This is a genomic window from Bacillus capparidis, from assembly GCF_017832095.1.
Classification (GTDB): Bacteria; Bacillota; Bacilli; order Bacillales; family Bacillaceae; genus Bacillus; species Bacillus gobiensis.
In genome coordinates this window covers 851,829-874,484 of the sequence record NZ_JAFDST010000002.1, presented here as the reverse complement: position 1 = coordinate 874,484, position 22,656 = coordinate 851,829, and the positions used below count along the sequence as shown (strand labels likewise).

Annotated in this window: 27 protein-coding genes; 10 read left to right on the top strand and 17 right to left on the bottom strand. The window is 40.9% G+C overall.

Features of this window, described 5'->3' with window-relative positions:
- The first annotated feature begins 32 nt into the window (after positions 1–32).
- Positions 33–833: an endonuclease I family protein gene (locus JOC74_RS11465; RefSeq protein WP_053604707.1), complete on the top strand. Its 801-nt coding sequence runs from the start codon at positions 33–35 to the stop codon at positions 831–833.
- Between the two features lie 107 nt (positions 834–940).
- Here the strand turns inward: JOC74_RS11465 and JOC74_RS11460 are convergent, their stop codons facing one another.
- The 3 genes from JOC74_RS11460 to JOC74_RS11450 form a co-directional block, all read right to left on the bottom strand.
- Complete coding sequence (locus JOC74_RS11460) at positions 941–1,078, bottom strand: hypothetical protein (protein WP_158320312.1); 138 nt, start codon at positions 1,076–1,078, stop codon at positions 941–943.
- Positions 1,075–2,199, bottom strand: coding sequence for a tetratricopeptide repeat protein (locus tag JOC74_RS11455; RefSeq protein WP_053604706.1), 1,125 nt, complete (start codon positions 2,197–2,199; stop codon positions 1,075–1,077). The genes JOC74_RS11460 and JOC74_RS11455 overlap by 4 nt, the downstream gene beginning before the upstream one ends.
- Before the next feature lie 184 nt (positions 2,200–2,383).
- On the bottom strand, positions 2,384–2,596 hold the full coding sequence (locus JOC74_RS11450; protein ID WP_053604705.1) for a cold-shock protein: 213 nt from the start codon (positions 2,594–2,596) through the stop codon (positions 2,384–2,386).
- Between the two features lie 516 nt (positions 2,597–3,112).
- On the opposite strand from JOC74_RS11450, the gene JOC74_RS11445 reads away from it, so the two are divergent.
- From JOC74_RS11445 to JOC74_RS11430, 4 genes are all read left to right on the top strand, one after another.
- Entirely contained in the window at positions 3,113–3,799 is a 687-nt protein-coding gene (locus JOC74_RS11445) for a helix-turn-helix transcriptional regulator (protein ID WP_225970247.1), read from the top strand.
- A 161-nt stretch (positions 3,800–3,960) separates the two neighbouring features.
- Entirely contained in the window at positions 3,961–5,292 is a 1,332-nt protein-coding gene (locus JOC74_RS11440; protein WP_053604704.1) for an MATE family efflux transporter, read from the top strand.
- 232 nt (positions 5,293–5,524) lie between these two features.
- Positions 5,525–7,105, top strand: a complete 1,581-nt coding sequence (locus tag JOC74_RS11435) for a sodium:solute symporter family protein (protein ID WP_211086151.1) — start codon at positions 5,525–5,527, stop codon at positions 7,103–7,105.
- A 19-nt stretch (positions 7,106–7,124) separates the two neighbouring features.
- The gene (locus JOC74_RS11430; protein WP_053604702.1) at positions 7,125–7,673 is read left to right on the top strand and encodes a hypothetical protein; all 549 of its coding nucleotides are present in this window, start codon (positions 7,125–7,127) and stop codon (positions 7,671–7,673) included.
- Between the two features lie 89 nt (positions 7,674–7,762).
- Here JOC74_RS11430 and JOC74_RS11425 read toward each other — a convergent pair whose 3' ends face one another.
- Positions 7,763–8,536 carry a GNAT family N-acetyltransferase gene (locus tag JOC74_RS11425; protein WP_053604701.1) on the bottom strand — a complete coding sequence of 258 codons (774 nt, stop codon included), beginning with the start codon at positions 8,534–8,536 and terminating at the stop codon, positions 7,763–7,765.
- A gap of 57 nt (positions 8,537–8,593) precedes the next feature.
- A complete protein-coding gene (locus JOC74_RS11420; RefSeq protein WP_053604700.1) occupies positions 8,594–10,051 on the bottom strand; it encodes an alpha-amylase in 1,458 nt (485 codons plus the stop codon).
- A 364-nt stretch (positions 10,052–10,415) separates the two neighbouring features.
- On the opposite strand from JOC74_RS11420, the gene JOC74_RS11415 reads away from it, so the two are divergent.
- On the top strand, positions 10,416–10,820 hold the full coding sequence (locus tag JOC74_RS11415) for a hypothetical protein (RefSeq protein WP_053604699.1): 405 nt from the start codon (positions 10,416–10,418) through the stop codon (positions 10,818–10,820).
- A 47-nt stretch (positions 10,821–10,867) separates the two neighbouring features.
- Here the strand turns inward: JOC74_RS11415 and JOC74_RS11410 are convergent, their stop codons facing one another.
- The 3 genes from JOC74_RS11410 to JOC74_RS11400 all read right to left on the bottom strand — a co-directional run bounded on the left by JOC74_RS11410 (position 10,868) and on the right by JOC74_RS11400 (position 13,870).
- Positions 10,868–11,779, bottom strand: a complete 912-nt coding sequence (locus tag JOC74_RS11410; protein ID WP_053604698.1) for an NADP-dependent oxidoreductase — start codon at positions 11,777–11,779, stop codon at positions 10,868–10,870.
- A 106-nt stretch (positions 11,780–11,885) separates the two neighbouring features.
- Positions 11,886–12,419, bottom strand: a complete 534-nt coding sequence (locus tag JOC74_RS11405; RefSeq protein WP_053604697.1) for an NADPH-dependent FMN reductase — start codon at positions 12,417–12,419, stop codon at positions 11,886–11,888.
- A gap of 53 nt (positions 12,420–12,472) precedes the next feature.
- Complete coding sequence (locus tag JOC74_RS11400; RefSeq protein WP_053604696.1) at positions 12,473–13,870, bottom strand: MFS transporter; 1,398 nt, start codon at positions 13,868–13,870, stop codon at positions 12,473–12,475.
- 167 nt (positions 13,871–14,037) lie between these two features.
- On the opposite strand from JOC74_RS11400, the gene JOC74_RS11395 reads away from it, so the two are divergent.
- Entirely contained in the window at positions 14,038–14,925 is an 888-nt protein-coding gene (locus JOC74_RS11395; RefSeq protein WP_053604695.1) for a LysR family transcriptional regulator, read from the top strand.
- 6 nt (positions 14,926–14,931) lie between these two features.
- Here JOC74_RS11395 and JOC74_RS11390 read toward each other — a convergent pair whose 3' ends face one another.
- The 3 genes from JOC74_RS11390 to JOC74_RS11380 form a co-directional block, all read right to left on the bottom strand.
- Positions 14,932–15,855: a S66 peptidase family protein gene (locus JOC74_RS11390; protein WP_053606134.1), complete on the bottom strand. Its 924-nt coding sequence runs from the start codon at positions 15,853–15,855 to the stop codon at positions 14,932–14,934.
- 145 nt (positions 15,856–16,000) lie between these two features.
- A complete protein-coding gene (locus JOC74_RS24295; RefSeq protein ID WP_376773390.1) occupies positions 16,001–16,246 on the bottom strand; it encodes a YrvL family regulatory protein in 246 nt (81 codons plus the stop codon).
- Positions 16,227–16,388, bottom strand: coding sequence for a hypothetical protein (locus JOC74_RS11380; protein ID WP_158320311.1), 162 nt, complete (start codon positions 16,386–16,388; stop codon positions 16,227–16,229). Before JOC74_RS11380 ends, JOC74_RS24295 begins: the two co-directional genes overlap by 20 nt.
- Before the next feature lie 448 nt (positions 16,389–16,836).
- On the opposite strand from JOC74_RS11380, the gene JOC74_RS11375 reads away from it, so the two are divergent.
- Entirely contained in the window at positions 16,837–17,850 is a 1,014-nt protein-coding gene (locus tag JOC74_RS11375; RefSeq protein ID WP_053604694.1) for a PTS sugar transporter subunit IIC, read from the top strand.
- Between the two features lie 54 nt (positions 17,851–17,904).
- Here the strand turns inward: JOC74_RS11375 and JOC74_RS11370 are convergent, their stop codons facing one another.
- From JOC74_RS11370 to JOC74_RS11345, 6 genes are all read right to left on the bottom strand, one after another.
- Positions 17,905–18,111 (bottom strand): hypothetical protein, encoded by a 207-nt coding sequence (locus tag JOC74_RS11370; protein WP_053604693.1) that lies wholly within the window; start codon positions 18,109–18,111, stop codon positions 17,905–17,907.
- 30 nt (positions 18,112–18,141) lie between these two features.
- Positions 18,142–18,570, bottom strand: coding sequence for a DUF4064 domain-containing protein (locus JOC74_RS11365; protein ID WP_225970246.1), 429 nt, complete (start codon positions 18,568–18,570; stop codon positions 18,142–18,144).
- Between the two features lie 91 nt (positions 18,571–18,661).
- Entirely contained in the window at positions 18,662–18,994 is a 333-nt protein-coding gene (locus tag JOC74_RS11360; protein ID WP_148564342.1) for a hypothetical protein, read from the bottom strand.
- Between the two features lie 30 nt (positions 18,995–19,024).
- Positions 19,025–19,444: a YvaD family protein gene (locus JOC74_RS11355; RefSeq protein WP_053604691.1), complete on the bottom strand. Its 420-nt coding sequence runs from the start codon at positions 19,442–19,444 to the stop codon at positions 19,025–19,027.
- A gap of 1 nt (position 19,445) precedes the next feature.
- Positions 19,446–19,769, bottom strand: coding sequence for a DMT family transporter (locus tag JOC74_RS11350; protein ID WP_053604690.1), 324 nt, complete (start codon positions 19,767–19,769; stop codon positions 19,446–19,448).
- Positions 19,766–20,332: a TetR/AcrR family transcriptional regulator gene (locus JOC74_RS11345; RefSeq protein ID WP_053604689.1), complete on the bottom strand. Its 567-nt coding sequence runs from the start codon at positions 20,330–20,332 to the stop codon at positions 19,766–19,768. The genes JOC74_RS11350 and JOC74_RS11345 overlap by 4 nt, the downstream gene beginning before the upstream one ends.
- Positions 20,333–20,521: 189 nt before the next feature.
- Between JOC74_RS11345 and JOC74_RS24125 the strand changes: the two genes are divergently transcribed.
- A complete protein-coding gene (locus JOC74_RS24125) occupies positions 20,522–21,733 on the top strand; it encodes a DUF418 domain-containing protein (protein ID WP_053604688.1) in 1,212 nt (403 codons plus the stop codon).
- A gap of 54 nt (positions 21,734–21,787) precedes the next feature.
- Positions 21,788–22,621 (top strand): NAD(P)H-hydrate dehydratase, encoded by an 834-nt coding sequence (locus JOC74_RS11335; protein ID WP_053604687.1) that lies wholly within the window; start codon positions 21,788–21,790, stop codon positions 22,619–22,621.
- Positions 22,622–22,656: the final 35 nt, after the last annotated feature.

Genomic DNA, 22,656 nt, shown 5'->3' with positions numbered 1-22,656 from the left:
TATTCATAAGTATCATAGGGGAGGCGATCAGAATGGCTGGACAAGAAGAGAATCTAATCGAAAAGCTTTCTGAAGAACGTGCTGAGGCAAAGTCTGTCTATTTGGCTTCAATGAAGAGTCGGGACTACTATGATGTGAATAGGGATAAAGAAATACAAGGTAGCTATTATCGCGATGTAGCATTTGATCGGGACAGCCTTCATACATTGTTGGAGAAAACTCATCAAAAGCAGTTGGATTACTCTCCCCATCGTTATGTATATCCGTGGGTAGATCTTCAGGAGAACGGCAAGCTGAAAAGCTTATACTCCGGAAAAGGCATGGATCCAATAGAAGTCATTGAAGAAGATATTCGGATGCTTGAAAGAGGAGCGGCGGGAGCTTTAGCCGAAATCACGTTGAATTGTGAACACGTTGTACCGCAATCATGGTTCGATCGGAAAAACCCAATGAGGGGAGATCTGCATCACCTGTTTGCCTGTGAACCAACCTGTAACAGCAGCCGCGGAAACAGTCCTTATTATGACTTCAAAGACTACACTCCAGAGGCTGGCGTTTCCGGAATCAAAGAAGGCTGCGGCAAGTCAGAAGATGAAAAGTTCGAGCCGGAATACGGAAAAGGAATCGTAGCCAGAGCCACCCTATACTTTTTAATCAGATACCAAGGCACAATCAACAGCTCTAAAGCAGATCAACAGCTACTATTAGAGTGGCACCAAAAATTTCCCGTATCCGTTTACGAAAAACACAGAAACCTCGCAATCTACGAATTGCAAGGTAATCGAAATCCATTTATTGATTTTCCTGAAAGGGCTGGGGAACTAAGTAAGTAACTACAGAAATTGATTATGCTATTTTTCTATAATCCACATAACTTATAAAAATGTTTTGCAATTAAAATATAAGATAAAATTACTTTTGCATTTGCTCTTGACAATAATTATGCATAAGAATCAACACTATAAGTAATAGGGTTTTCGGCAATCACTGTTCCTTTATCTTGGTTAACAATAAAGGATGTACCAGCAATAGCTGTTATAATTGCTGCAGTTGCAATGATATTTTTTATTTTTTTCATTTTCTCACCTCCTTTTGCATTTGTTTATTTCGTGATTGTGAAGATCTTTCCAAAAAATAATAGGCGTTTTCTAAATCACCATTTTTTTTGAAATAATTTGAAATACTTTTACTTTGAAATTCTAAGTCGTAAAATAAGTATTGTTTTTCTATTTGGTTTAATAGATTATTAAAAGCAACCTTGTCCATGCTATTATTTGCTATTAAACTTTCAATTTTAAATTTAATTTCATATTCAATATTGTTATGTTCTTTACAATATTCTAAACCCTTTTGCATCAATGCATTATTTGGGTTATTAATTTTGTTATAATTTGAGGCTAACAAATAAATGGAGCGAATATAATGCTTAGACTCTGAATATTCTTTGCATTCGAGAGCTTTATTAATATAAAAGACGCTTTTTTCGAATTTTTTCTGACGAGCATATACAATTGCTAAATTATGCATTGAAGAAGAAATAAAAATGTTACTTTTTGCTCTTTTACTGTCATTAAGAGCTTCCAGAAAAAATTTCTCTGCTAAATCGTATTCTTCGATATCTAAATAATTAGCACCTAAAAGTTGTTTACAACCCATTAGGTACATATCAAAATTTTCATATCCTGTAAAAATCCCTTGTGCTTTTTTTGTATGATTAATTGAAAAAAGCGTTTGTCTTACTTGAAAGTAAAGTTTTGCGATTCTGTAATGATACAAAGCCATCTCAATTTCATTTGAGATATTTCTTAATTTCAATTCAGCAATTGTGTAATAATTAATCGCAGTATTTAAATTATTTTTATTAAACTCTATTGTGCCTTTATTTAAATAAAAATAGTATGAAAGCATATTATCGATTTCATCCAGAGAAGTATTTAAAAGTGATTGATCAAACACAAATTCTGCTTTTTGAGTATGAAAGGATGGAAAAGTAGAGTCGTGCTTGTACGACAAAAGTGAATAATAGTACTTCAAATCTTCTTTTAACTCGATATTAGGGATTATTTCGTCTATCTTATCTTTTAAGTCAAAAGCTCCCTCACCGTCATGCTTTCGGATACGTAAATACCATTCGTTTAATAGATCGGCAATGTCTATAGTTGAGATATTTTCATTCGCAACTGTTTCAGATTCTCCCATAGATCTGCCCCTTTTGAAATTTTCTGATTTTACCTTATTATACCATGTCTACTGGAGATAATAGTAGGGAAAAAGGTCGTGGATGAACTAGGTAAAAAGAATCGTTTTTCGACAAAAAAGGAAACCAGGCTACATAATCACCGGATTTCCTCATTTGAAAGCAGCTATTATTCATCTGTAAGGCCTACTTTTTCTCTTTATCCATAATGCCGTTGGCTAGGACAGTGATGTGACGTATTCCGCTTATCATTTCATTTCCGCAAAGAGGGCAGGATGGCTGGCTGCTGCTGGTGAAATTTTTTCTCATCCAACCATTGCAGTTTTCCTGAGAACATTCCCATGTATTAATGTCATCTGTCGGCAAGGGCTCTTGATTTGCTTTATTATAATAAGCCATGATTCACTTCCTAGTTAAGATTTTTTGTCACTCTTTATCATCTCATACTTATTGGTGTTTGCACCTAGTTTCTCCAAAAAATAAAACAATTATCAGTGGATAAGCAGTAAATATTTGCTATAATGAGCAAAAGAACTACGGAAGCAGGTTATGGTATTATGCTGTCCTTATTTACCTTATTGTTAGAGCGTAAGCCTTGTTGGTTGTGATCAAAATCTGTCTAAAATGGTGAATCAGCCAGAGACAACAAGCTTGTCTTCTTCGACATCAGCTTTACATAATGAAAACCTTGGCGAACTTAAAAATCTATAAAGAGAACAGGACCTTAATTTAAATGTATCACAGTATTTCATCTGGAAATAGCCTACGTGTGCCGATTTAAGAGTTTCGAGAGCATATGAAATGGCTAAAAAGACAATAGGTATTATACTCTTAACCCAGAATAAGCTAATACCGTTCTTTTACACCGCCGCAACATTTGAATTAATACTACAATTGTTTGGGAGGATGCAATGAATGCTAATGGAAGCCATCTGTGAAAAAAGAACATACTCCCGAGAATATGATTCCCATGAACATAGCTATGGACAATTTCTTTTTCCGCTTAAAGGCAATATGGATTTGCTAACAAAGGAGCAAAAAATCGAACTTGATCGAGACCATGGCCTTTATTTGCCGCCAGCATGCACCCATACCTTCCGTTCATCCACTCGAAACGAATGCCTCGTGCTAGATATTCCAGAGCGGTTTTTAACGAAAAACACATCAAGCATGTTTATTCCAATCGATCAGCAATGGTCTTCCATACGTTTTTTACTTTTGGAGGAGGCAGCTTTACAACGATCCTCTTCTTCAGCATTGACGGAATTGACCGGTTATGTCAGCCGAAAGTTAACGAAGTCGCCTTCCTCTTCCATTGAGTACATCCATCGGCATTTTCTAAAGTCGATTTCGGTGGAAGAATTAGCAAACATCGAGCACTATCATCCGACTTATTATTCCGCTTGGTTTAAGCAAAAAACAGGAAAAAGCCTAAAAGCATACCTTTCCGAATTGCGAGTAAAAGAAGCGATGCGCCTGTTACGGGAAACTGATTGGACCATCACACGCATTAGTGAAGAATTTCAGTTTGAGCACTCTTCTTCGTTCACAAGGTGGTTCAGAAGCTACGCAGGTGTAACCCCTAAGCAGTACCGTCAATAATCTTATATGTATATCTATAATTTGATATATATTCAGCTCATTCTGATTTCATTCATAAAAAATGAATCCCCCTGTACCGGCATGCAGGGGGATTCACATGTTGACGACATAGGAGCTGAGGGTTCCTGTGGTAAACTGAGACAAAAAAAGGAGAAAGTTCAATGAAGCAGCATGACTTTACAGAAGGAAATTTGATAAAGCAGCTGATGTTGTTTTCTGCACCGATTATGCTGACCAATTTGCTGCAGGTGTCCTATCAATTCATCGACAGTTTGTGGGTGGGCAACCTGATCGGAAGCCGTGCACTCGGGGCGGTATCGGTTGCCAGTGTTGTCTTGTTTACGGTTTTGTCCTTTATCATAGGCCTGAATAATGCGACTCTTACGATATTGTCTCAGCAAAAGGGAAAGAACAACATAGATGGATTAAAAAGCTATTTAAATGCGTTTGTCGTAATCCTTACGATTTTAGCTGTTTGTCTTGGAATTATTGGTTTTGTGTTTGCCGAATTTATTCTTATGCTATTACAAACTCCGCTAGCAATGCTTCCGGAAGCAGCTGCCTTCTTAAAAATTAATTTTCTTGGGATTTTGTTTTTGTTTGGATATAACTTTATTGCTACTGTGCTCCGCGCGCTTGGTGACAGTAAGACGCCGCTGCGTTTTGTTATCATCGCGGTCGTGTTAAACATCATTTTGGCGCCAATTTTTATCTCCGGGTTTACTTGGGGAGTGGAAGGAGCGGCAATTGCGACGGTTCTTTCTCAGGGTTTAGCATTTGTTTACGGTATGATTGTTTCGATAAAAAAAGGCCTGATTTCTTTTGTCATGCCATCCTTGCCGAAAAAAGAAGAGGTTCTGTTAATCATGAAGCTGGGCATTCCATCCGGCTTGCAAATGACAGTTATAGCGGCGGGTAGTACTGCGATTATGAGTGTAGTGAATTCATTTGGAGAGGATGCGGTGTCTGGATTTGGCGCGGCACAGCGCTTAGACAGCCTGATCCTGCTTCCGGCGATGGCCCTTGGGACAGCTGTTAACAGCATGGCTGGGCAAAACATGGGGGCACACCGCTTCGAACGAGTACATAAAATCTCCTGGTATGCCGTGATTTATAATTTTTGCATCATGATCACAATTGCTTTGCTGCTGGTGTTTTTTGCTGAATTCGGGGTCCGGCTGTTTTTACAGGAGGAGGCCGCCGTGCAATTCGGGACCGATTATTTAAAAATAATCGCCTTTTTTTATCCGTTTCTCGGCATTAATTTTATTTTAAACGGAACGGTACGAGCTGCGGGGGCGATGTATGCAGTACTCATATTGAATATCATTTCTTTTTGGGTGCTCCGTTATCCGATGACGTATCTCTTTTCTTCCATGATCGGAGAAAACGGAATTGCTTTGGGCATGGGCGTAAGCTTTTTCATCAGCAGTTTTTTCGCAGTTCTCTATTATCGCTATGGAAAATGGAAAACTAAAAAATTGTTTGCGTAAGGCGCTTTTTTAGGGAGAAAGCGCCACGTCCTCTTCTTTGCGGCTACATTATGCTTTTACATCAGTGAGTCAAAAGTGTTGTGAATCGTTTTGAGAGTGAAGTAGGATTAAGGTGGTTATTCTGTAAAGCGTTTACTTTTTCGGAAGTTCGGGTAATTTAAATTCCACCAGACTTCGAAAGGGGATGTACATACTGAATAATTTTACTTATTTAGACTATGGAATTCTCATTGTGTACCTGATTCTTGTAGGAGTGTTTGCGACATACGTAGGAAAGAATCAACGATCGACGAAGGATTATTTTCTTGGCGGAAGAAAAATAACATGGTGGGCCATCGGAATTTCGGTCATGGCTACCCAGGCGGGAGCCATCACTTTTATCGGAACTCCTGGCTGGGGCTATGAAGGCGGATTGGAGCAGATCGTAACGTTCATCAATGTTCCGCTCGTCATGGCGTTTTTAATAGTCACATTTGTTCCTTTCTTCTATAAATCTGAAATTTATACTGCCTATGAATATCTTGAACGAAGGTTTGACCAAAAAACGAGCACGCTGACCTCTTTATTATTTTTGATTTCACGAGGCCTGGCAACGGGGATTACGCTATATGCTCCAGCCCTTGTATTATCAGTGATAACTGGATGGAGCACGACAATCACGATTGTTTTAATGGCCGTGCTGTCGATTGCCTATACGGTTTTTGGCGGTATTCGTGCGGTTATTTGGTCGGACGTTATTCAGATGATTGTCCTCTGGTTTGGCGCGGTAGTCAGTTTATGGACCATTTTCACTTTGCTTCCGGGAGGTCTTGGAGCTGCAATGACAGTTGCATCGGAAGCGAATCTATTGAATTCCTTTAATTTTTCGCTAGATTCGTCAGCAGAATACACTGTATGGGCAGGCGTTATCGGAGGAGTTTTCTTTCATGCAGCCTATTTTGGTGCAGATCAAAGTCAGATCCAGCGTGTTCTTACAAGCAAATCTGTGAAAGAAAGCCAGTTTTCGCTTATCTTTACAGGGATCATAATGGTTCCGCAAATGCTGTTATTCTTGTTTATTGGCGTTCTTCTGTATGTGTTTTACAGCTACCACGGTGCTCCTCACTATAATGACATAAATGAACTGTTTCTAAGATTTATCGTCAATGAACTTCCCACAGGCATTACTGGTTTAATTATAGCCGGTGTATTTGCGGCAGCAATGTCCAGTCTTGATTCAGCGCTTAACTCACTCTCAGCTGTCACCGTTCACGACATTTATAAGAAATTTTTTAAGAAAAAAGCATCCGAAGCTCATTACTTGAAAGCCTCACGCTGGGCTACGATTTTTTGGGGCGCTTATGCGATGGTGTTTGCTTTTTTCGCTGGCAGCCTTGGTCCGCTTATTGAAGTTATTAATCAAATTGGTTCCTATTTTTATGGATCTCTTCTCGGAGCATTCCTACTTGCCTTATTTACGAAACGGGCGAACGGCTGGGGTGCATTTATCGGAATTTTGGCAGGGATGGCCGCCGTTTTTCTCACAGAGCAGCTTGTTGAAATCTCCTGGCTTTATTACAGCATGATTGGCACCATAGTCTCAGTCGTAGTTGGGTATTTAATCAGCTTAGCTGGAGAAAAACCTGATAAAGCTAAGCTTGCAGGCTTAACCATGTACAAAAAAGAAATTGATGAAGCAGTGGAGAAAAGGGCAAAAACAGCTGAAGAAATTGAAGTAGAACAGGCAGAACGCAGCATGGGAAAATGGCCATTTCTTTTAATCGGATACTTTATTTTGATCATGGCTTTCCTTTTCTGGCTGCAATCAGTGTAAAGAGAGGATCTGAAGGAGAATGACACGTAAACTGCTCGAACCAGTTGTCAGTAAAGAAGAGGCAGTTCGCGCGCTAAATGGGCACTTGGACAATTGGCTGGCAAAATTCATTTATAAAAAGAAACGCTTGAAATCAATTGAAAAGGTTTACTTACCTTATTTCTGTTTTCCTTATCGCCTGGATAGCAGATCATTAAATGGTGAGATCGTGGGACTAATCGCCATTGAAACCTATGAAGGGATTTCTGCCATTTTGCCCGTGAATCATCCATTACTTGAGATAGAGGAGCACTTGACGTTTCTCCCCTTTAAGCAGTTGATATCGAAGGAACAGGCATATGAAGCTGTTTATTGGGATCTGTTTCAAAAAGAAAAAGACCGCAAAACAATTTCTTTGAAAATTGAGGAGCCATTTCTTATTTATGTCCCTTATTGGATTGGTTACTTACAAGGGAAGGAATACGATATTCTGCCTTTAGATGCGGTGACTGGACAGATTGACCTGAAAATGAAGCCGTCTCTTTTGCATGCGTTTTTGCAAGAGGATCAGATTCAGAAAATTCATTAAGGCAGCCGTAATGGATTTGATTTCTTATTTCAAGGACAGAATTCATAATTATGTGTAGAAAACACTCGAGCAAAAATTGCCCGAGTGTTTTATTTTATAATTTGTAATGCCGAATGCTGAGAATAGACATATGTGAAGCCAAGTTTTTCATAGAAATGCTTGGCTGTATCCTCCTCATATGTGACAGCATACATGGAAGAGATTTCTTCTTTGTTATCAATAAACATCGTTTTCAACAGCTGTCTTGCAAGGCCCGTGTTTCGAAAGCTTTCGCTGATAAACAAATTTTCCGCCTTCGCTATGCCATTCTCATCATCAATAAATAATTCGCCGGATCCCGCAGGTTTTCCGCCGCAAAAGGCAAGATACTGCTTGATTTTCGGCAGTTGATAGATCGTTTTATTTAATATCTGCTTTTGATCGGCAAAACGCTCGGAAATTTGCAGGTCATACGCTTTGTTTATGGAAAGATACTGATCGAGCAGTAATTCATTTGTTACTTCTAGAGTTGTATTGTCTTCCCGCGAAAGCCATTTCGAAACCGCTTCTTGATCGACTTTGTAATACAGCATTCGGTCCTGGGTGAACCCATTCTCGGAAAGAAAGTTTTTTAATTGCGGCCCAGCCTCTTCCCCTACAGGAAAGTAGTACCTCGTATGCCCCATGCCATCCTTTAGATTCCGGTTTTTCTCATCCTCATGCACGTTTTGAAAAAAAGAAACATCGGGCATCCTTTCAAAATAAATAAAATTATGATCGTACATTAATGGAACTAATGGATTTCTATATAGGTATACAGGCGGCTCGGCAGGCTGCGGCTGATTCATATATTGATAATATTTTATTTCAGTCTCAGTGAACATGACGGCCTCCTGTGATTCTATTGGAATGAATGTTTTGAACAGTTGTTTCCCTGCGTATTATACCTCAGGAAGCGCCCACACCGAAACGCTTTTTTCATTGACGGGAAAGACAGCTGTCCCGTCCTCTTGAATTGTTATTTGGTCCGATCTCGTCCGGGTGAAATCGACCCATACTTCTCCCGCACGTTCTTCTCCAACATACATTCGCTTCTGTCCGTCTTTTCCATTAGAAATAACAACTGCACAGCCTGAATGCAGGATCTCCGGATGGCCGTGGCGAACCCATCCGATCGTATTCGGGTGGTCGAAGTAATCGGTTTGTTCTCCATATGCTTTGTGATACCGCGCGTAAAGGAGAGGATCGATGGCTTCTTTCTTTCCATCTACCTGTTCTTCTCCGCCAATTCCGAAATAGTCGCCGTAAAAAACGCAAGGATATCCATCCTGGCGAAGCAAAATAAGGGCATAGGCACTTTGTTTAAACCAATCCTCCACCCATGATTCAAGAGATTCGTTTGGCTGTGAGTCATGATTATCTACAAAGGTTACGGCGTGAAGCGGATGGGTTTGAACCAGGGTATCATTAAAAATGGTTGAAAGGTCAAATTCACTTCCGGACACTGATGCTTCATGGAGCTTATAATGCAGGGATACATCAAATAGGTCGATACTGTAATCGATGTGATTTAAAAACTCCTGGCACGCTTTTAGTTCGGGATTCCAAAACTCTCCGACAAAATAGAAATTACGGCCGCGATAACGAATCATTTCCGTAACAAATTCTTTAATAAAATCATGATTAATATGTTTAATCGCATCGAGCCTGAAGCCATTGCACTTCGTTGTGTCCGCCAGCCATTTTCCCCATTGAATCATTTCTTTTTTTACCCCGGGATGATTATAATCAATGTTGGCGAACATCAGGTAATCATAATTTCCAAATTCATCTGTGACGTTTTTATTCCAATCTTTATAATCACCGATAATTTTATAAATGCCGGTCTTGTCTCGTTTTGCGTCATAATCGGTACCATTAAAATGCTCAAAGCTCCACTTGAAAGAAGAGTATGTGTCTTTACGGTTAGTAAAATTGAATTTTGTCCATCCTTCAATATCGAAAGGGTCTGAAATTTCCTTCGTTCGATCAAATTGGTCGACTTCGATAACCTTGAATACTTCTGTTTCATCTGCCCCGGCTTTGTGATTCATTACGACATCAATATACACGTTGATTCCATTATTTTTGCAAGCGGCAATTGCATCCAGCAGTTCTTGTTTAGTTCCGTATTTTGTTCTCACCGCACCTTTTTGATCAAATTCGCCGATATCATAAACATCATAAACCCCGTATCCGGTATCTTCAACGGATTGTGCTTTTGTAACAGGCGGGATCCAGACAGAATCAATGCCTCTCTTTTTTAATTCAGGAGCCAGCTTTTTTAACAGCTGCCAATGAGATCCATCGCTTGAGACATGCCACTCAAAGAATTGCATCATTGTATGGTTTCTTTTCAATGTGATTTCCCCCGCTTCTAATGGAAATGTCTCTTATTTATTATTTAGAAACTTACCCCGATAAACGGGTTTAAGTTTTACGGAATTGAAGATGTCTAGGTGGAGATACTGTGGACTATTATTTATTTCGATATCTAAATATTGACAATGTCTCGTTTTATATAAATGTGTGATTTTTCAAAATTATAACACCCTTCGCCATAAAAAGCATGATATTGGGAAGATATACATTCAAAATTATAGCAGGATGACGAAGTAAGGCGAAAGTTAAAATCGAATAGGGTGAAAAACTTCATAAGATTATTAAATGCAATGAAAAACGGGTATGTTACATGTAACCATATGAGAAAAGGGGACTAAAAACATGAACTTTATTATAACGAAGGTAGGAGAATACGAACTTCAAGTTGCATATGAGGTTGGACTTGTTCGAATAAATTCCGATGAAAATCTTTACTCATTGCTTGATAACGAGAAATCTGGCGCAAGTACGATAGCTGCTGTCGTAAAAAATAAATATCAAGCCATTTTTGGGAAGGAGTTGGATATTGAAACCAATTCACTGGCGATAGAAATTCTCGGACATGTGTATCCAAATAAAATCATTGATGCCACAAGGTCTGTACCTATGCCTGAAAAAGCAAAAGAGTTTATTAATATGCTACATGACAAAGCAAGCGTGATTGATTGCGGAGAACGGGGTAAGGACGAAAACCGGATGATTTGGGACACGATTGATGCTGCATCAAGATCGTTCATTTCAATTTAAGAAAGACAAAACAGACTCAATGACCGAGTCTGTTTTATCTATTAAACTTATTTGACCATGAGTACGACTTTTCCTCTGCCGTGTCCTGTCTCAATCTCTCGGTGCGCCTCAGCAGCTTGATTGAGAGGGAAGGTCTGTCTTATGTGAATGTCCAACTTACCCTGGGAGTAGAGGTCAATCAGTTCGGCGAGTCGGGAAGAGGAACGATTGCTGCGAATCCAGCGAACTCCAAGTTGATCGGCAAGATCGTAAGCGACGATCGTTCCGATACGGGATTTATCCCTTACCAATTCCACCGAGGCATGCAAGGCATCCCCTCCAGCGGCATCAAATGCGGCGTCAATACCATCAGGTGCAAGGGCACGAACCCTTTCAACCAGACCATCCCCATATGAGACCGGGATTGCGCCGAGTGAGCGCAGGTAGTTATTGTTTTGTTCGCTGGCGGTGCCGATGACTGTTGCACCCCATTCCTTGGCCAGCTGCACGGCAACGGTACCGACACCGCCTGCAGCGGCATGAATCAAAACGGTGTCTCCTTGGCTAACTCCGAGCTCCTGCAATGCGGTGTGAGCCGTCTGCCCGGAAGCTGACATTGCACATGCTTTTTCCCAAGGCATATCCTGCGGCTTGGAAACGACTTGGTCGGCACTCACCACAACATATTCAGCATAGCATCCGAGAACTTGGAAGCCGAGCACCTTACTGCCGACAGAAAATCCTGTTACACCGTTACCAATTTGATCAATAACTCCTGTAAACTCATTGCCCGGAATTTGCGGGAAACGCACTGTCGCCCCAGAGGGAGACCATCCTTTGCGAACAGCGCAGTCAACCGGCTGTACGCCTGCGGCCTTGACGCGGACCCTTACCTCACCGGGACCGGCTTGTGGTGTATCAACCTCCAATATCTGCAGAACCTCGGGAGGTCCAAAGGAGGAAAACGCTGCTGCTTTCATTGAATATCATTCCTTTCCGATGATTTAACGATTCATTAACAGTCATGATTGATTGCTTGCTACCAAAGCTGGATTACACTAGAGATCATCCGTGTTATTTCTAAGTCTACATACTGCTGCTATCTGAAACGGTCATTTTGGCATACATCATAAGTTCTTCCATAACCCCTTTAATACCGGCTTTGGCATCCTCCGTTAATGTTCTGTTTTCATAATCGAAGTTAATCGGATCAAGGACTAGCTGCTTGGGAATGACATTGGCATAGACACCCCGCATGACCGTTCGAATATTTGTTAAAGCGTTGATTCCGCCTTTTCCGCCGCCTGCTGCTGCGATAATGGCGACAGGCTTGTGGGCAAATTGTTCAAAGCTTAAGAAATCAATCGCATTTTTTAATGCTCCGCTCATCCCGCTATGATATTCGGGAGATAGTAACACAACTGCGTCAGAATGTTTTACCGTATCCCTAAGTTTTTTGACATTTTCTAAAGAATACTGTTGCTCTTCCCCGTTGAAAATCGGTAAATCATACTCACTTAAATCAAAGTATTCGGTTTGATACGTACTGGCAATGTAATCAGCTGCGATTTTCGTCCGCCCTTTTTTTCTTGCTGTTCCGTTAAAAATGGTTATTTTCACGTCTCCTACTCCCTACTCCCTGTACTTGTTTTTCATAGCAATCCGTATAAAGCTCATGTATTCGGCTCATGGTTCAGTTTTTTCGTGTACTTGTTTTTTCTTTCTGCTTTGCCGAATTGAAAATAATAGAGTAATAGAATACTTACATGTAAAATCACAAGAACAATATAGATATTGCTGTATACAAACGCGTCTCGATGTAAATTTACCGGATTCCAATGAAAATTTGCTCCCTGGTCAACAACCTTGCTGTATATCCCGGCTGATACAGCCCCGGCAAGAAAGTTCAGCATCGCCAGCAGTCCCATGCCAACCCCGCTCTGGTCTTTTGGTAACGTCCGGGAAATCGAATTGGACAGGGCGATGTACATGAACGATTGCCCCACATTGCCGAAGACAAGAAAGAAAGCAATGAACACCGGCAAGATTCCCGCAAAGGAAGACAGCAGTACAAAGCAGATCAATAACAGGACCGATGCCATGTATAAAAGAAATGAATTCCCTTTAACATCGGCCAGTTTGCCGCCTTTTTGTCCCAAAAAAGCGGTGGCGACAGCAGCAGGAACCATTGCGAAACCGACGAGCCCCGGAGCCAGATGATTGACATCGCTCAACAATTGCGGACTTAAGAAAGGGAGCGAGTATCCGACTCCAGTTGCCAGGAATGCAATTATCAACCCAAGAGAATAACCCTTATTTCTGAACAGTGCCGGCTTAATAAAAGGCTCCTTGATTGAACGTATTCTCACGAGAAACAAAACAAATAAAAACAAGCACCCTGTGCCAGACAGCAATGAATTATTTGTGATGGCCAGAAGCAGTAAAGCTATTGTTCCAGCGAGCAGCCCGCCCCCAATCCAATCGATTTTCTCTTTCTTACCAATTTCTTCGACTAAATATTTTCGGTAATAAGGCAAGGTAAACAACGTAAGGAGCGGCATACAGAACAGCCATCGCCAATGAAGAACGCTGACCATTAAAGCGGCGACGACAGGGCCCAATGCATTTCCGATCGCTAAACCGGTCATCGATATCCCTAAAGCGCGTCCCCGACTCTCCGGCGGAAAGTAGCGAACCGGAATAATTGAAGCCGTTGCTGGAATGACTGCGGCACCCATGGCCTGCAATATCCGGCCGAGAAGCACCATCCAGTAGTCTTGGGAGGCAAGCCCTATCATGGATCCGATAGCAAAAAAGATCAATCCGAATGTCAGCAGATTTTTGAGTTTGTAGGAATCAGCCAGTTTCCCGTAGATAACGGTTCCAATCGCATAGATCAGTAAAAAGGCTGACGATACCCAGCTTACTTGCGAGTATGAAAGATGATAATCTGCGCTAATCTCGGGTAATACGATATTGAACATCGTCGCGCTCATGACAGAAATGACAAGTGTGAATGCGAGAAGACGAATGATTTTTTCTCGTGATTGCTGCTGGATTCCGGTTTCCACTTCTTTCCCTCCCTGTCTAAGTAACGGGTGGCATTAACTTAAACCATCCTCTCGAAAGAATATTGTCAGTAAACAAGAATTATTTTACAATCAAATATAAATAAATAATACTATATCTTTTTGCATATAATACATAACTTTCAATATATGAATGGAGTGGAGAAAAGGTGGAGTTGCTTCAATTAAAGTATTTTCGAACGGTTGCCAGAATGGAGCATATGACGAAAGCATCTCAAGAACTGCATATCGCACAGCCGGCCCTGAGCAAGACAATTGCCCGGCTGGAAGAGGATGTGGGTGTACCATTGTTTGACCGGCAGGGACGGCAAATCCGGCTTAATACGTTTGGAGAGGTATTTTTGAAAAAAGTAGAGACAGCACTCGATGCACTTGAAGAGGGAAAGAAAGAGGTGAATGAACTCGCAGGGCTTGAGCATGGGAGCATTCATTTGGCAACTTCGACTTTAGATCGCCTGTCGGAGCCTTTGGGACATTTTCTTTCTCTTCATCCGGAAGTCAATTTTCGCATTACGCAAGTTTCAATGGAAGAAATGGAAGAGCTGGTTGAAGCGGGTAAGGTTGATTTTGGTTTTACAGCGCTTCCGATCGAAAAGCCAGATTTTAGCGCAATGCCTGTACTAAACGAAGATCTTTATCTGGCTGTCCCTCCCGGCCATCGATTAGCGGGGCGCAGCAGCGTCTCTTTAAGCGAGGTGGCTGATGAACCATTTATCGGATACAAAGAAGGCTTCCTTTTTCAAAAACTGAATGATTCTTTTTTTCGGAAGGCTGGGATAATGCCTAATTTTGTCTGTCGGGTAGACGAACCTGCAGCTATTGCAAGTCTTGTTCGTGCAGGGCTGGGTGTTGCACTGGTTGGGGGATGCGGAAGAGGCGGAGATTCCCCGCTTACACTTGTTTCTATTAAAACTCCTGTTTGTCAGCGTAATTTTCAACTGATATGGCACAAGAAACGATACCTTTCTTTGGCAGCTCGCAAATTTTCGGATTTTGTTGTCCAGTACTTTTCCGAATTGCAGGGGGCAAATAAATAGGCATGCTTAAGCACTTACTGTCGGTTCAAGAACTGTTAATGTGTTATTGAAGGTATTCATATTTACCATCGCGCCTATAGGAACAGCAGCTTTATAATAGCCGTGTGCCGTTGCCAGGTTTGTCATTAGCGGTTTTCCGAGGGGGACAACGAATTCGTTGATCAAATCCTCGTAAGTTTTGCCGTATGCAGCCTGGCAGTTCGTGCATTCCCCCATAATGATGCCGATGCAATCATTAAATTTTCCAGCCATCTTTAAATGGTTCATATACCGAAAAACGGTATTTATCGGTTCATGTGTTTCTTCAAGAACTATAATTTTCCCCCTAGTATCGGTTTCAAAAGGCGTTCCAAGTGTGCCGACAAATGAGGCTATATTGCCGCCGACAAGCGTTCCTGTCACGTTGCCTTGAACTCTGCTTACTAATTGAATATCCGGTGGATTTTGGATCTGCCTCATCCACGAAAACACAGACGTCGACGAAAAAAACTGGTTAAAATTATAGGCGGGAGTTTCCGGCGTGAAATCAATAAGCAGAAGACTTTGGAAGGAGAGTAAATTCGCGAATTGATGCAGTGCATTTAACAAGACGGTGATATCACTGTAGCCAGTCACGATTTTCGGGTTGCTTTGAATGGTTTGGAAATTCAAGTAAGGAAGAATTCCCGCTACACCCACGCCGCCTCTTGTAGGAAGAATCATTTTGACTTGATTATTTTCAAACATTCTCATCAAATCTGCGGCACGCTCTTCATCTGTACCTGCCAAATACCCGTTACTGGCATAGACATTGTTGCCCAAAATAACTTGAAACCCTATGTTTCTTAAAAACTGTATCCGCGCATTAATCTCTGCTTCACCCAACGGACTCCCTAACGTTACAATTCCCACAGTGTCGCCTCGTCGTAAAATTGGGGGCCGGATGGCCATAAGCATCCATTCCTTCCCGAATAAAAATGACTTTTTAAATTATATTTGCAAATTGAATGAACGATGACGAATATTCGGTACTTTATTAAGCGCCGGTCCGTTTTTTCACATCGGCTGCAAGCTCAACCAGTGAAAATAAGATGGCTCACAGTAATTCTATTTCTAAAGGAATATCTATACTAGTCATGAATGAATCGACGATCGAAAACACCATCCAATTACAAAAGCACTCTACTAAAAACGTAATAAGACTGCCGGGAAGGGAAATATAGCTTTTGATCACTAGAATTAAAGCTTTGCTTAAGATGAGTTCTGTCGGAATTCCTACAAGATAGGTAAACAATATGAAAAGTAGAATGGATGTATAAGAATCATAAGTGACACCAAAAATACGAAAAACTCCGGTGATGCCAAAAAAAAGTAACTCCAGACAATATTGCTAACGAGACAATGATAATAATGCCTATACCGCCAATGACAATCAATTTTTCTCCGATCGCCATTTCTTTATACGAAGGTTCTTTTTCTTTCAAATTCTTTCCTCCCTTCTCCTTTTATTATTGTAACAAAGAGTGGAAATAATGGAATAAGTTTAAGAGAGAGGCAATGGGAAGCCTGTCTTATTCCTGATAAGCTTAGAGCAGCCTGTGTTGCGGAGCAATTTCCATATTTTTAAATACGCTTTAAATTCAAAATTGTAAAATTATTATTTACAAATTGAAAATACTAGTATAGGATATCTACATAGCAAAGAGAGGAGACATTCTGAAATGAATACCTGCACTTATACAAATTTTTCTATTATTCTCATATTATGCTGAGCGGACTGAAACAAAGCCATTCTTAAAATGGAATTGTTTGAGTCCTGTTTATGGTTACTAAACCAGGCGCTCAAGCATACATGTGAGAAGCGCCCATCCGAAAAGGACGGGTTTTTTATTTGCAGTCATATAAATTAATTTAGTTAGAGGAGCTTACGAGATGAAGAATTACGTAGTCGAACGAATGTATAAAGCATCAGCCGCCATTGCAAACGCAGTGTTGGTTACTCTTGGAATTGGTCTGCTTTTCGAAACCTTTGGCAAGCTTACAGGTTTTGAGGCATTATTAATAATTGGCGGAGTCACAAAAGTCTTGTTAGGACCGGCTATTGGAGCAGGGATTGCACATGTACTTGGAGGAAACACGTTGGTAATTTTCAGTGCAATAGCGTGTAGTTCAATTGGGGGAAATTCGATTAAACTTGTCGATGGCGCAATGACGATTGTTCCCGGACAGCCGGTTAGTGCGGTGCTTGCAGCCGTTATTGCAACCTGGGTTGGAAAACGACTGACTGGCCGTACGAAGCTAGATATGATGGCGATACCAGTTGCAGCAATTTTTGTAGGAGGATTAAGCGGAGTCGTACTTGCTGCAATAACTACGCCGCTTCTGCAATGGATTAGCGGATCGATTGCAACATCAGTAAACGGATCTCCGCTTGTCTCTTCAATGGTCATATCTTTGGTTTGGAGCATATTGCTAATGACACCTGCGTCATCTGCTGCCTTGGCTATTGCTTTACAGATGGATCCTGTTTCTAGTGCAGCTGCATTAATTGGTTGTACCGTTCAGTTTGTCGGCTTTACAGCAATGTCAATCCGCCAAAATGACTTGGGCGGGTTTTTGGCGCAGTCGATCGTTACGCCAAAGGTTCAATTTCCGAACTTAATTAAACGGCCGATTCTTGTCGTGCCGCCGTTTGTCGCAGCTGTCATTTGTGCTCCGATCGCAACGCTCGTTTTTAATTTTCAAGTATCATACGAGCTTGCTGGTCTGGGATTAAATTCATTGATTGCACCACTGAATATATTAGCAAATCAAGGAATCACCGGAATCATGATTTATGTAGGTATTGGAATGGTCTTGCCGGTTATTATCACTCTTTCGCTTTATTTCCTTTTAAAGAAAGCTGGATTAGTGAAATCCGGCGACTTGCACATGGAAGTTCGATAGCATATAAAAAGGGAATCGGGAAAGCATACTTGCTTCTCCCGAGTCCCTTTTTTGTTATCCGTAATAACCAATAAAATTGAGAAAAGCAGTTCCCCCAAAGGTAACGATCAGACAAATAACGAATATGAATACTGCCACTCGCATGCTTTTAAATTGAAATCCTATAATTATAGTAGCGAGTAAAGTAAACACCAGCCCGAATGTTATCGAAGCCATTGGCGTGGTTGGGGTTAAAAAATCATACCAATGGATAACGTTCATTTTTTCCGCTCCCCTTTGAGATCTGCCTGCTTACCCAGTGATATCAGTATAAGCTTTCGGTTTTCTTACTAAGCTCATAATGCCGGCAATAAGGTAAAGAATGGCGGGCAAAAATCCGAATCCGAAAGAAATGAGTCCCGTTAAAACCGCGCCTGCAATGTATAAAATGCCAGCCAATTTCGGCTTTTTATTCCCTTTAATATTGAATACAGCAATCAATCCGAGAATCAGCCCGATGAGAGCTGCAATTGTAAACGCCCATCCTCCGCTGCTTATCATTGCCGCCATCATATCAGTATCACCCGGGTTTAAGGTTGGATCTTCTGCAGCAACATCCTCCAATCCTTGCTGGAAATCTGCATTTCCATTTAATGAGAGTAATAAAACCCCAAAAAGTAACATAATCCCTGAGCAGACAGCTCCGATTATACCCAATGTAATTTCAGCTGTACGTTTCACTAGTTTGTTCCTCCTATAATAATCTTTTTCTACTATTTTATATTATCTTTTTTTAGAAGCTATTCCAATAGCTTCATTTATTTATTTCCTATTACCTAATCCAAGATTCCTTCATGCGGTCAATCATCCAGCGCCGGACTATTTTTTTACTCCAGCCTGTGTGATTACGTTTTAACGCTTGTACTCTCCAGTACATGGGCGGATGCGGCATAAATTGAAATTCCAGTATTCGAAAGAGCCACCACTCCTCCCGTTCAAGAGAATTTGATGAACTTTTTTTCTTCTCATTAACAGCTATGCTGTATTCCATGGATTTAGCTATGGCCTCGTCTTGGCGCAAGGCAATACAGGAGAGGCTTTCAGCCATTTGCTGTGTACCGCCGGGAAGAAAGGACGATCCTAAATGATCAGCGCGAACCTCCATCCATTGGGAATTTGAATGTTTATAAATACTTTATAATTTGAGAGTTGAGGCGTCGTCCATACCATTCGTCCTCTTAACCATAACCGATTTAATAAAAAAACAAGGATAGACAAGAAGGTAAAGATTAACGAGCCACCAGGACCAATCAAAGTCCAGACGTATGGTCCAAAAAGCAATCGCCTGAAGTCCTGCGCAAAAGGTCAGTACTAAAGAAATTAACGCATAGCTGCGCCAAAGTGGATTTTTTCTTGCATAGAAATACAGGCTTAAAAAACCTGTTGCAGATACGAGTAAATCGAGCGGAAGAAAGGACCAGTTCCATGAGACTAAAATCGGATTGTGATAATCCTTAAACAAATATTCTTCCGGAATCCATCCGAAAAATGTGATTGTCCAGTAAAGCAAAAATCCAATGTCTGTCACAAGAAAAAAGTATTTTAGCCTTTCCATTTTAGTGAGCCTCTCCAGTAAAGTTTAATATAACAACTCCGGTCACAATTAACAGAATAGCGATGATTTTTAAACCGCTCAATTGCTCCCCGAAGTAAAAAAAGCCAATGATTGTGATAAGGATGATTCCCATTCCCGACCAGATCGCATAGGCCACTGAAACATCGAGGCTTTTTAATGAAAAAGCAAGAAATGTAAAGCTTGCAGCATAAAAAGGAACCATGAGAATAGAGGGAACGATTTTCGTTAACCCGTCTGAAAACTTCATAGACGCTGTCCCTGCGACTTCAAGTAAAATTGCTAATAACAAATAGAACCAGTTCATTTCTCTTCTCCTTTCATAGAAATGCCGTTTAGCAGAATATCGATCATTTCGTTCAGAGCGCTTTGAATGGATAATTGATTTCCAAGGATAAATTTTGAATCAAATATCTTGTTTATTCCGCTTAGATACATTTGAATAAACAGCTCTGGGTTCACTCGCTTGATTTTTCCTTCTTCTATCCCTTTCTCCAGCAAGAAAAGAACCTCAGACCATTCTTCTTTAATAAAACGATCAAGCTTTACCCATTGATTGTAGTGTGATTTTTTTATATTAGATATCAATTGCGGGTCCATCAGCTGAAAATCCTCTGGAACATAGGTGAGAATCAGTTTAATCTTCTCCAATGAATTTAATTGTGCGTGACAAGCAATTTCCTGTTCCTTAGCTTGGATTTGATAAATGAACCGGTTGATGACTTCCTCGACAATTTCATCCTTTGAGGAAAAATGCTCGTATATCGTCCGCCTGCTTACAGACAGACGGCTCGCTAAATCACTGATTGTAAAAGAAATCCCTTTTTTGTGAATGAGATGGATCGTCTCATCAACAATTCTATTTTTCAATTTGTCTTCCGCCTCCTTGAACTTTTGGTACTTATTTATTTTCATTAGTACCAAAATGATTATAGCAAATATTAAACAATTTGTTATATTATATGTAAAATTTAACTTAATTTAAGCCGGGCATTCTTTTTAATTAAGCTCAGCTTGATATAGTGGGCTTATTCATAGGAATAAGGAGAGACACAAACAGTGAGCGAATATAAATCGTTAGACATTAATAACCGAATTGTTTGGCTAGATCAGGCAAGAGGCTTTGCATTATTAGGTATCCTGCTTGCGAACATGCTGCTGTTTCAGTATGGAATGTGGGAGGATTTAACCTTTAGGCCATTAAATTGGTATGATCGGGCAGCCTTTGAATGGACCAATATTTTCGCAGTACACAGCTTTATGCCCTTATTTGCTTTTTTGTTTGCGTTCGGAATGGTCATTATGAAGGATCATATGAACCAAAAAGGAAATTCTAAATTTCGAAGGGTTTTTTTTCGCAGATTTTTATTTTTGGGAATCGTAGGCTATCTACACGGCACCTATATTTGGGATGGAGATATTTTATTAAGCTACAGTGTGATCGGTCTAATTTTACTCTTTCTCTTTTTAAACAGGAAGCCAAAAACGTTATTGGTCTGGTTTATCATATTTATGGCTTTATCAACCCTTCTGACATATGGAGGAGCACCTGAAGCACCGGACCAAGAGATGAAAAACTTTTTAGAACAATCCCAGCAGATTATGCAATATGGAAGCTATCAAGAAATCGTTGACCATCGTGTAAATGACCTTCCGCCAATTTTCAATGACACCGGGCTTCTCGTCGTCATGTTGATTATAATGCCGTTTTTTTCATTTCCGCCATTTTTGCTTGGTTTGTATGTTGCAAAAAAACGGTGGCTGCATAAGCCGGAAAATCATTTGAAAGGGATCAAAAAAGCTTTTTGGCTTTCCTTATTTCTCGGCTTTTCGCTAAAATCACTTACACTCATCTGGGATGAACCGATTGTATATATGCTGAGCGAGGGAATCGGACCGCTGGCATTAACTGTTTTTTATATTACTTCTATTGTACTATTGGCGCAATCAAGAGCATGGAAGAAGATGCTAAAGCCATTCGGCGCACTCGGACGTCTTTCCTTATCAAATTACCTGATGCAAAGTGTCATTATGACGACCATCTTTTATGGTTACGGCTTAGGTTTATATGGCAGAATAGGAGTTCTCGCAGGGATATGCTTAGCCTTTGCTTGTTATGCCGTGCAGCTGATAATCAGCGTCTGGTGGCTGAAGCATTTTAAAATGGGGTTATTCGAATGGCTGTGGCGAGGGGTCACTCATTTGAAGGTACCGGAATTAAGGCGTAAGAGAAGGATGCTGCCGGAGCAATCAAATCAGGTGAAGGTTTAAGAGGCTCCGTTTTTCGGTATATTTTAAATAGAATGGTGTGTTGGAGGTGTACAGTTGGAACCAAAGTATTGGACAGAAGATGATGTAAAAGCGACTTTGCCGATAAGGGATGCAAAAGGTCATAAAGGAACTTACGGCACTGCTCTTCTCCTGGCTGGAAGCGATGATATGCCAGGTGCTGCTCTGCTTGCCGGACTTGGAGCGATGAGAAGCGGACTCGGGAAGCTCGTGATCGGAACATCTGCCAGTGTGATCCCGTTAATTGTTCCTGTGCTGCCTGAAGCGACCTATTGGCGGGATGGATGGGCTAACGTAACAGAAGATACAGCAGAGGAAGGCTACCAGGCGATTGCTATTGGCCCTGGGCTTGAAGCTTCAGAAACTGTAAATAAGGCGATTGAATTGCTATTAAAAGGAAATCAGCCGCTGGTACTTGATGCTGGAGCGCTGTCTGAACGTTCCTATCCAAAGCGGAAAGCTCCGATTGTTTTAACGCCTCATCCCGGCGAGTTTTCCCGCATCACCGGTATGGAAATCAAAGAGCTGCAACAAGACCGAGTCGGCTCTGTCACGTATTGGGCAAAAAAGCTAGGTGTCACGATTGTACTAAAAGGAGAAGAAACCGTGATTGCGTTCCCCGATGGAAATTGTAGAAAAAATCCAACAGGAAACGCGGCGCTCGCCAAAGGAGGAACTGGGGATACATTAACAGGAATGCTGCTTGGCATGCTTTGCTGCCATAGTAATCCGAAAACAGCTGTTTTGAACGCAGTCTATCTTCACGGTGCATGTGCTGCAAAGTGGACAGAAAACAGATCCAACCATACAATGCTAGCCCATCAGCTGACAGATGTGCTCCCAGAAGTATGGAAACAATTTGAAGAATAATTCCCTTGAATTCTTGTGCAGATTTGTTACAATAC

Bases quoted from the DNA above. Each gene is read 5' to 3' on its own strand.
- JOC74_RS11450 (WP_053604705.1), bottom strand. From the start codon at position 2,596: ATGGCTTATTATAATAAAGCAAATCAAGAGCCCTTGCCGACAGATGAC.
- JOC74_RS11430 (WP_053604702.1), top strand. From the start codon at position 7,125: ATGACACGTAAACTGCTCGAACCAGTTGTCAGTAAAGAAGAGGCAGTT.
- JOC74_RS11390 (WP_053606134.1), bottom strand. From the start codon at position 15,855: ATGGCCATCCGGCCCCCAATTTTACGACGAGGCGACACTGTGGGAATT.
- JOC74_RS11375 (WP_053604694.1), top strand. From the start codon at position 16,837: ATGAAGAATTACGTAGTCGAACGAATGTATAAAGCATCAGCCGCCATT.
- JOC74_RS11440 (WP_053604704.1), top strand. From the start codon at position 3,961: ATGAAGCAGCATGACTTTACAGAAGGAAATTTGATAAAGCAGCTGATG.
- JOC74_RS11360 (WP_148564342.1), bottom strand. From the start codon at position 18,994: ATGGAGGTTCGCGCTGATCATTTAGGATCGTCCTTTCTTCCCGGCGGT.
- JOC74_RS11415 (WP_053604699.1), top strand. From the start codon at position 10,416: ATGAACTTTATTATAACGAAGGTAGGAGAATACGAACTTCAAGTTGCA.
- JOC74_RS11350 (WP_053604690.1), bottom strand. From the start codon at position 19,769: ATGAACTGGTTCTATTTGTTATTAGCAATTTTACTTGAAGTCGCAGGG.
- JOC74_RS11445 (WP_225970247.1), top strand. From the start codon at position 3,113: ATGCTAATGGAAGCCATCTGTGAAAAAAGAACATACTCCCGAGAATAT.
- JOC74_RS11460 (WP_158320312.1), bottom strand. From the start codon at position 1,078: ATGAAAAAAATAAAAAATATCATTGCAACTGCAGCAATTATAACAGCT.
- JOC74_RS11425 (WP_053604701.1), bottom strand. From the start codon at position 8,536: ATGTTCACTGAGACTGAAATAAAATATTATCAATATATGAATCAGCCG.
- JOC74_RS11410 (WP_053604698.1), bottom strand. From the start codon at position 11,779: ATGAAAGCAGCAGCGTTTTCCTCCTTTGGACCTCCCGAGGTTCTGCAG.
- JOC74_RS11465 (WP_053604707.1), top strand. From the start codon at position 33: ATGGCTGGACAAGAAGAGAATCTAATCGAAAAGCTTTCTGAAGAACGT.
- JOC74_RS11455 (WP_053604706.1), bottom strand. From the start codon at position 2,199: ATGGGAGAATCTGAAACAGTTGCGAATGAAAATATCTCAACTATAGAC.
- JOC74_RS11370 (WP_053604693.1), bottom strand. From the start codon at position 18,111: ATGAACGTTATCCATTGGTATGATTTTTTAACCCCAACCACGCCAATG.
- JOC74_RS11355 (WP_053604691.1), bottom strand. From the start codon at position 19,444: ATGGAAAGGCTAAAATACTTTTTTCTTGTGACAGACATTGGATTTTTG.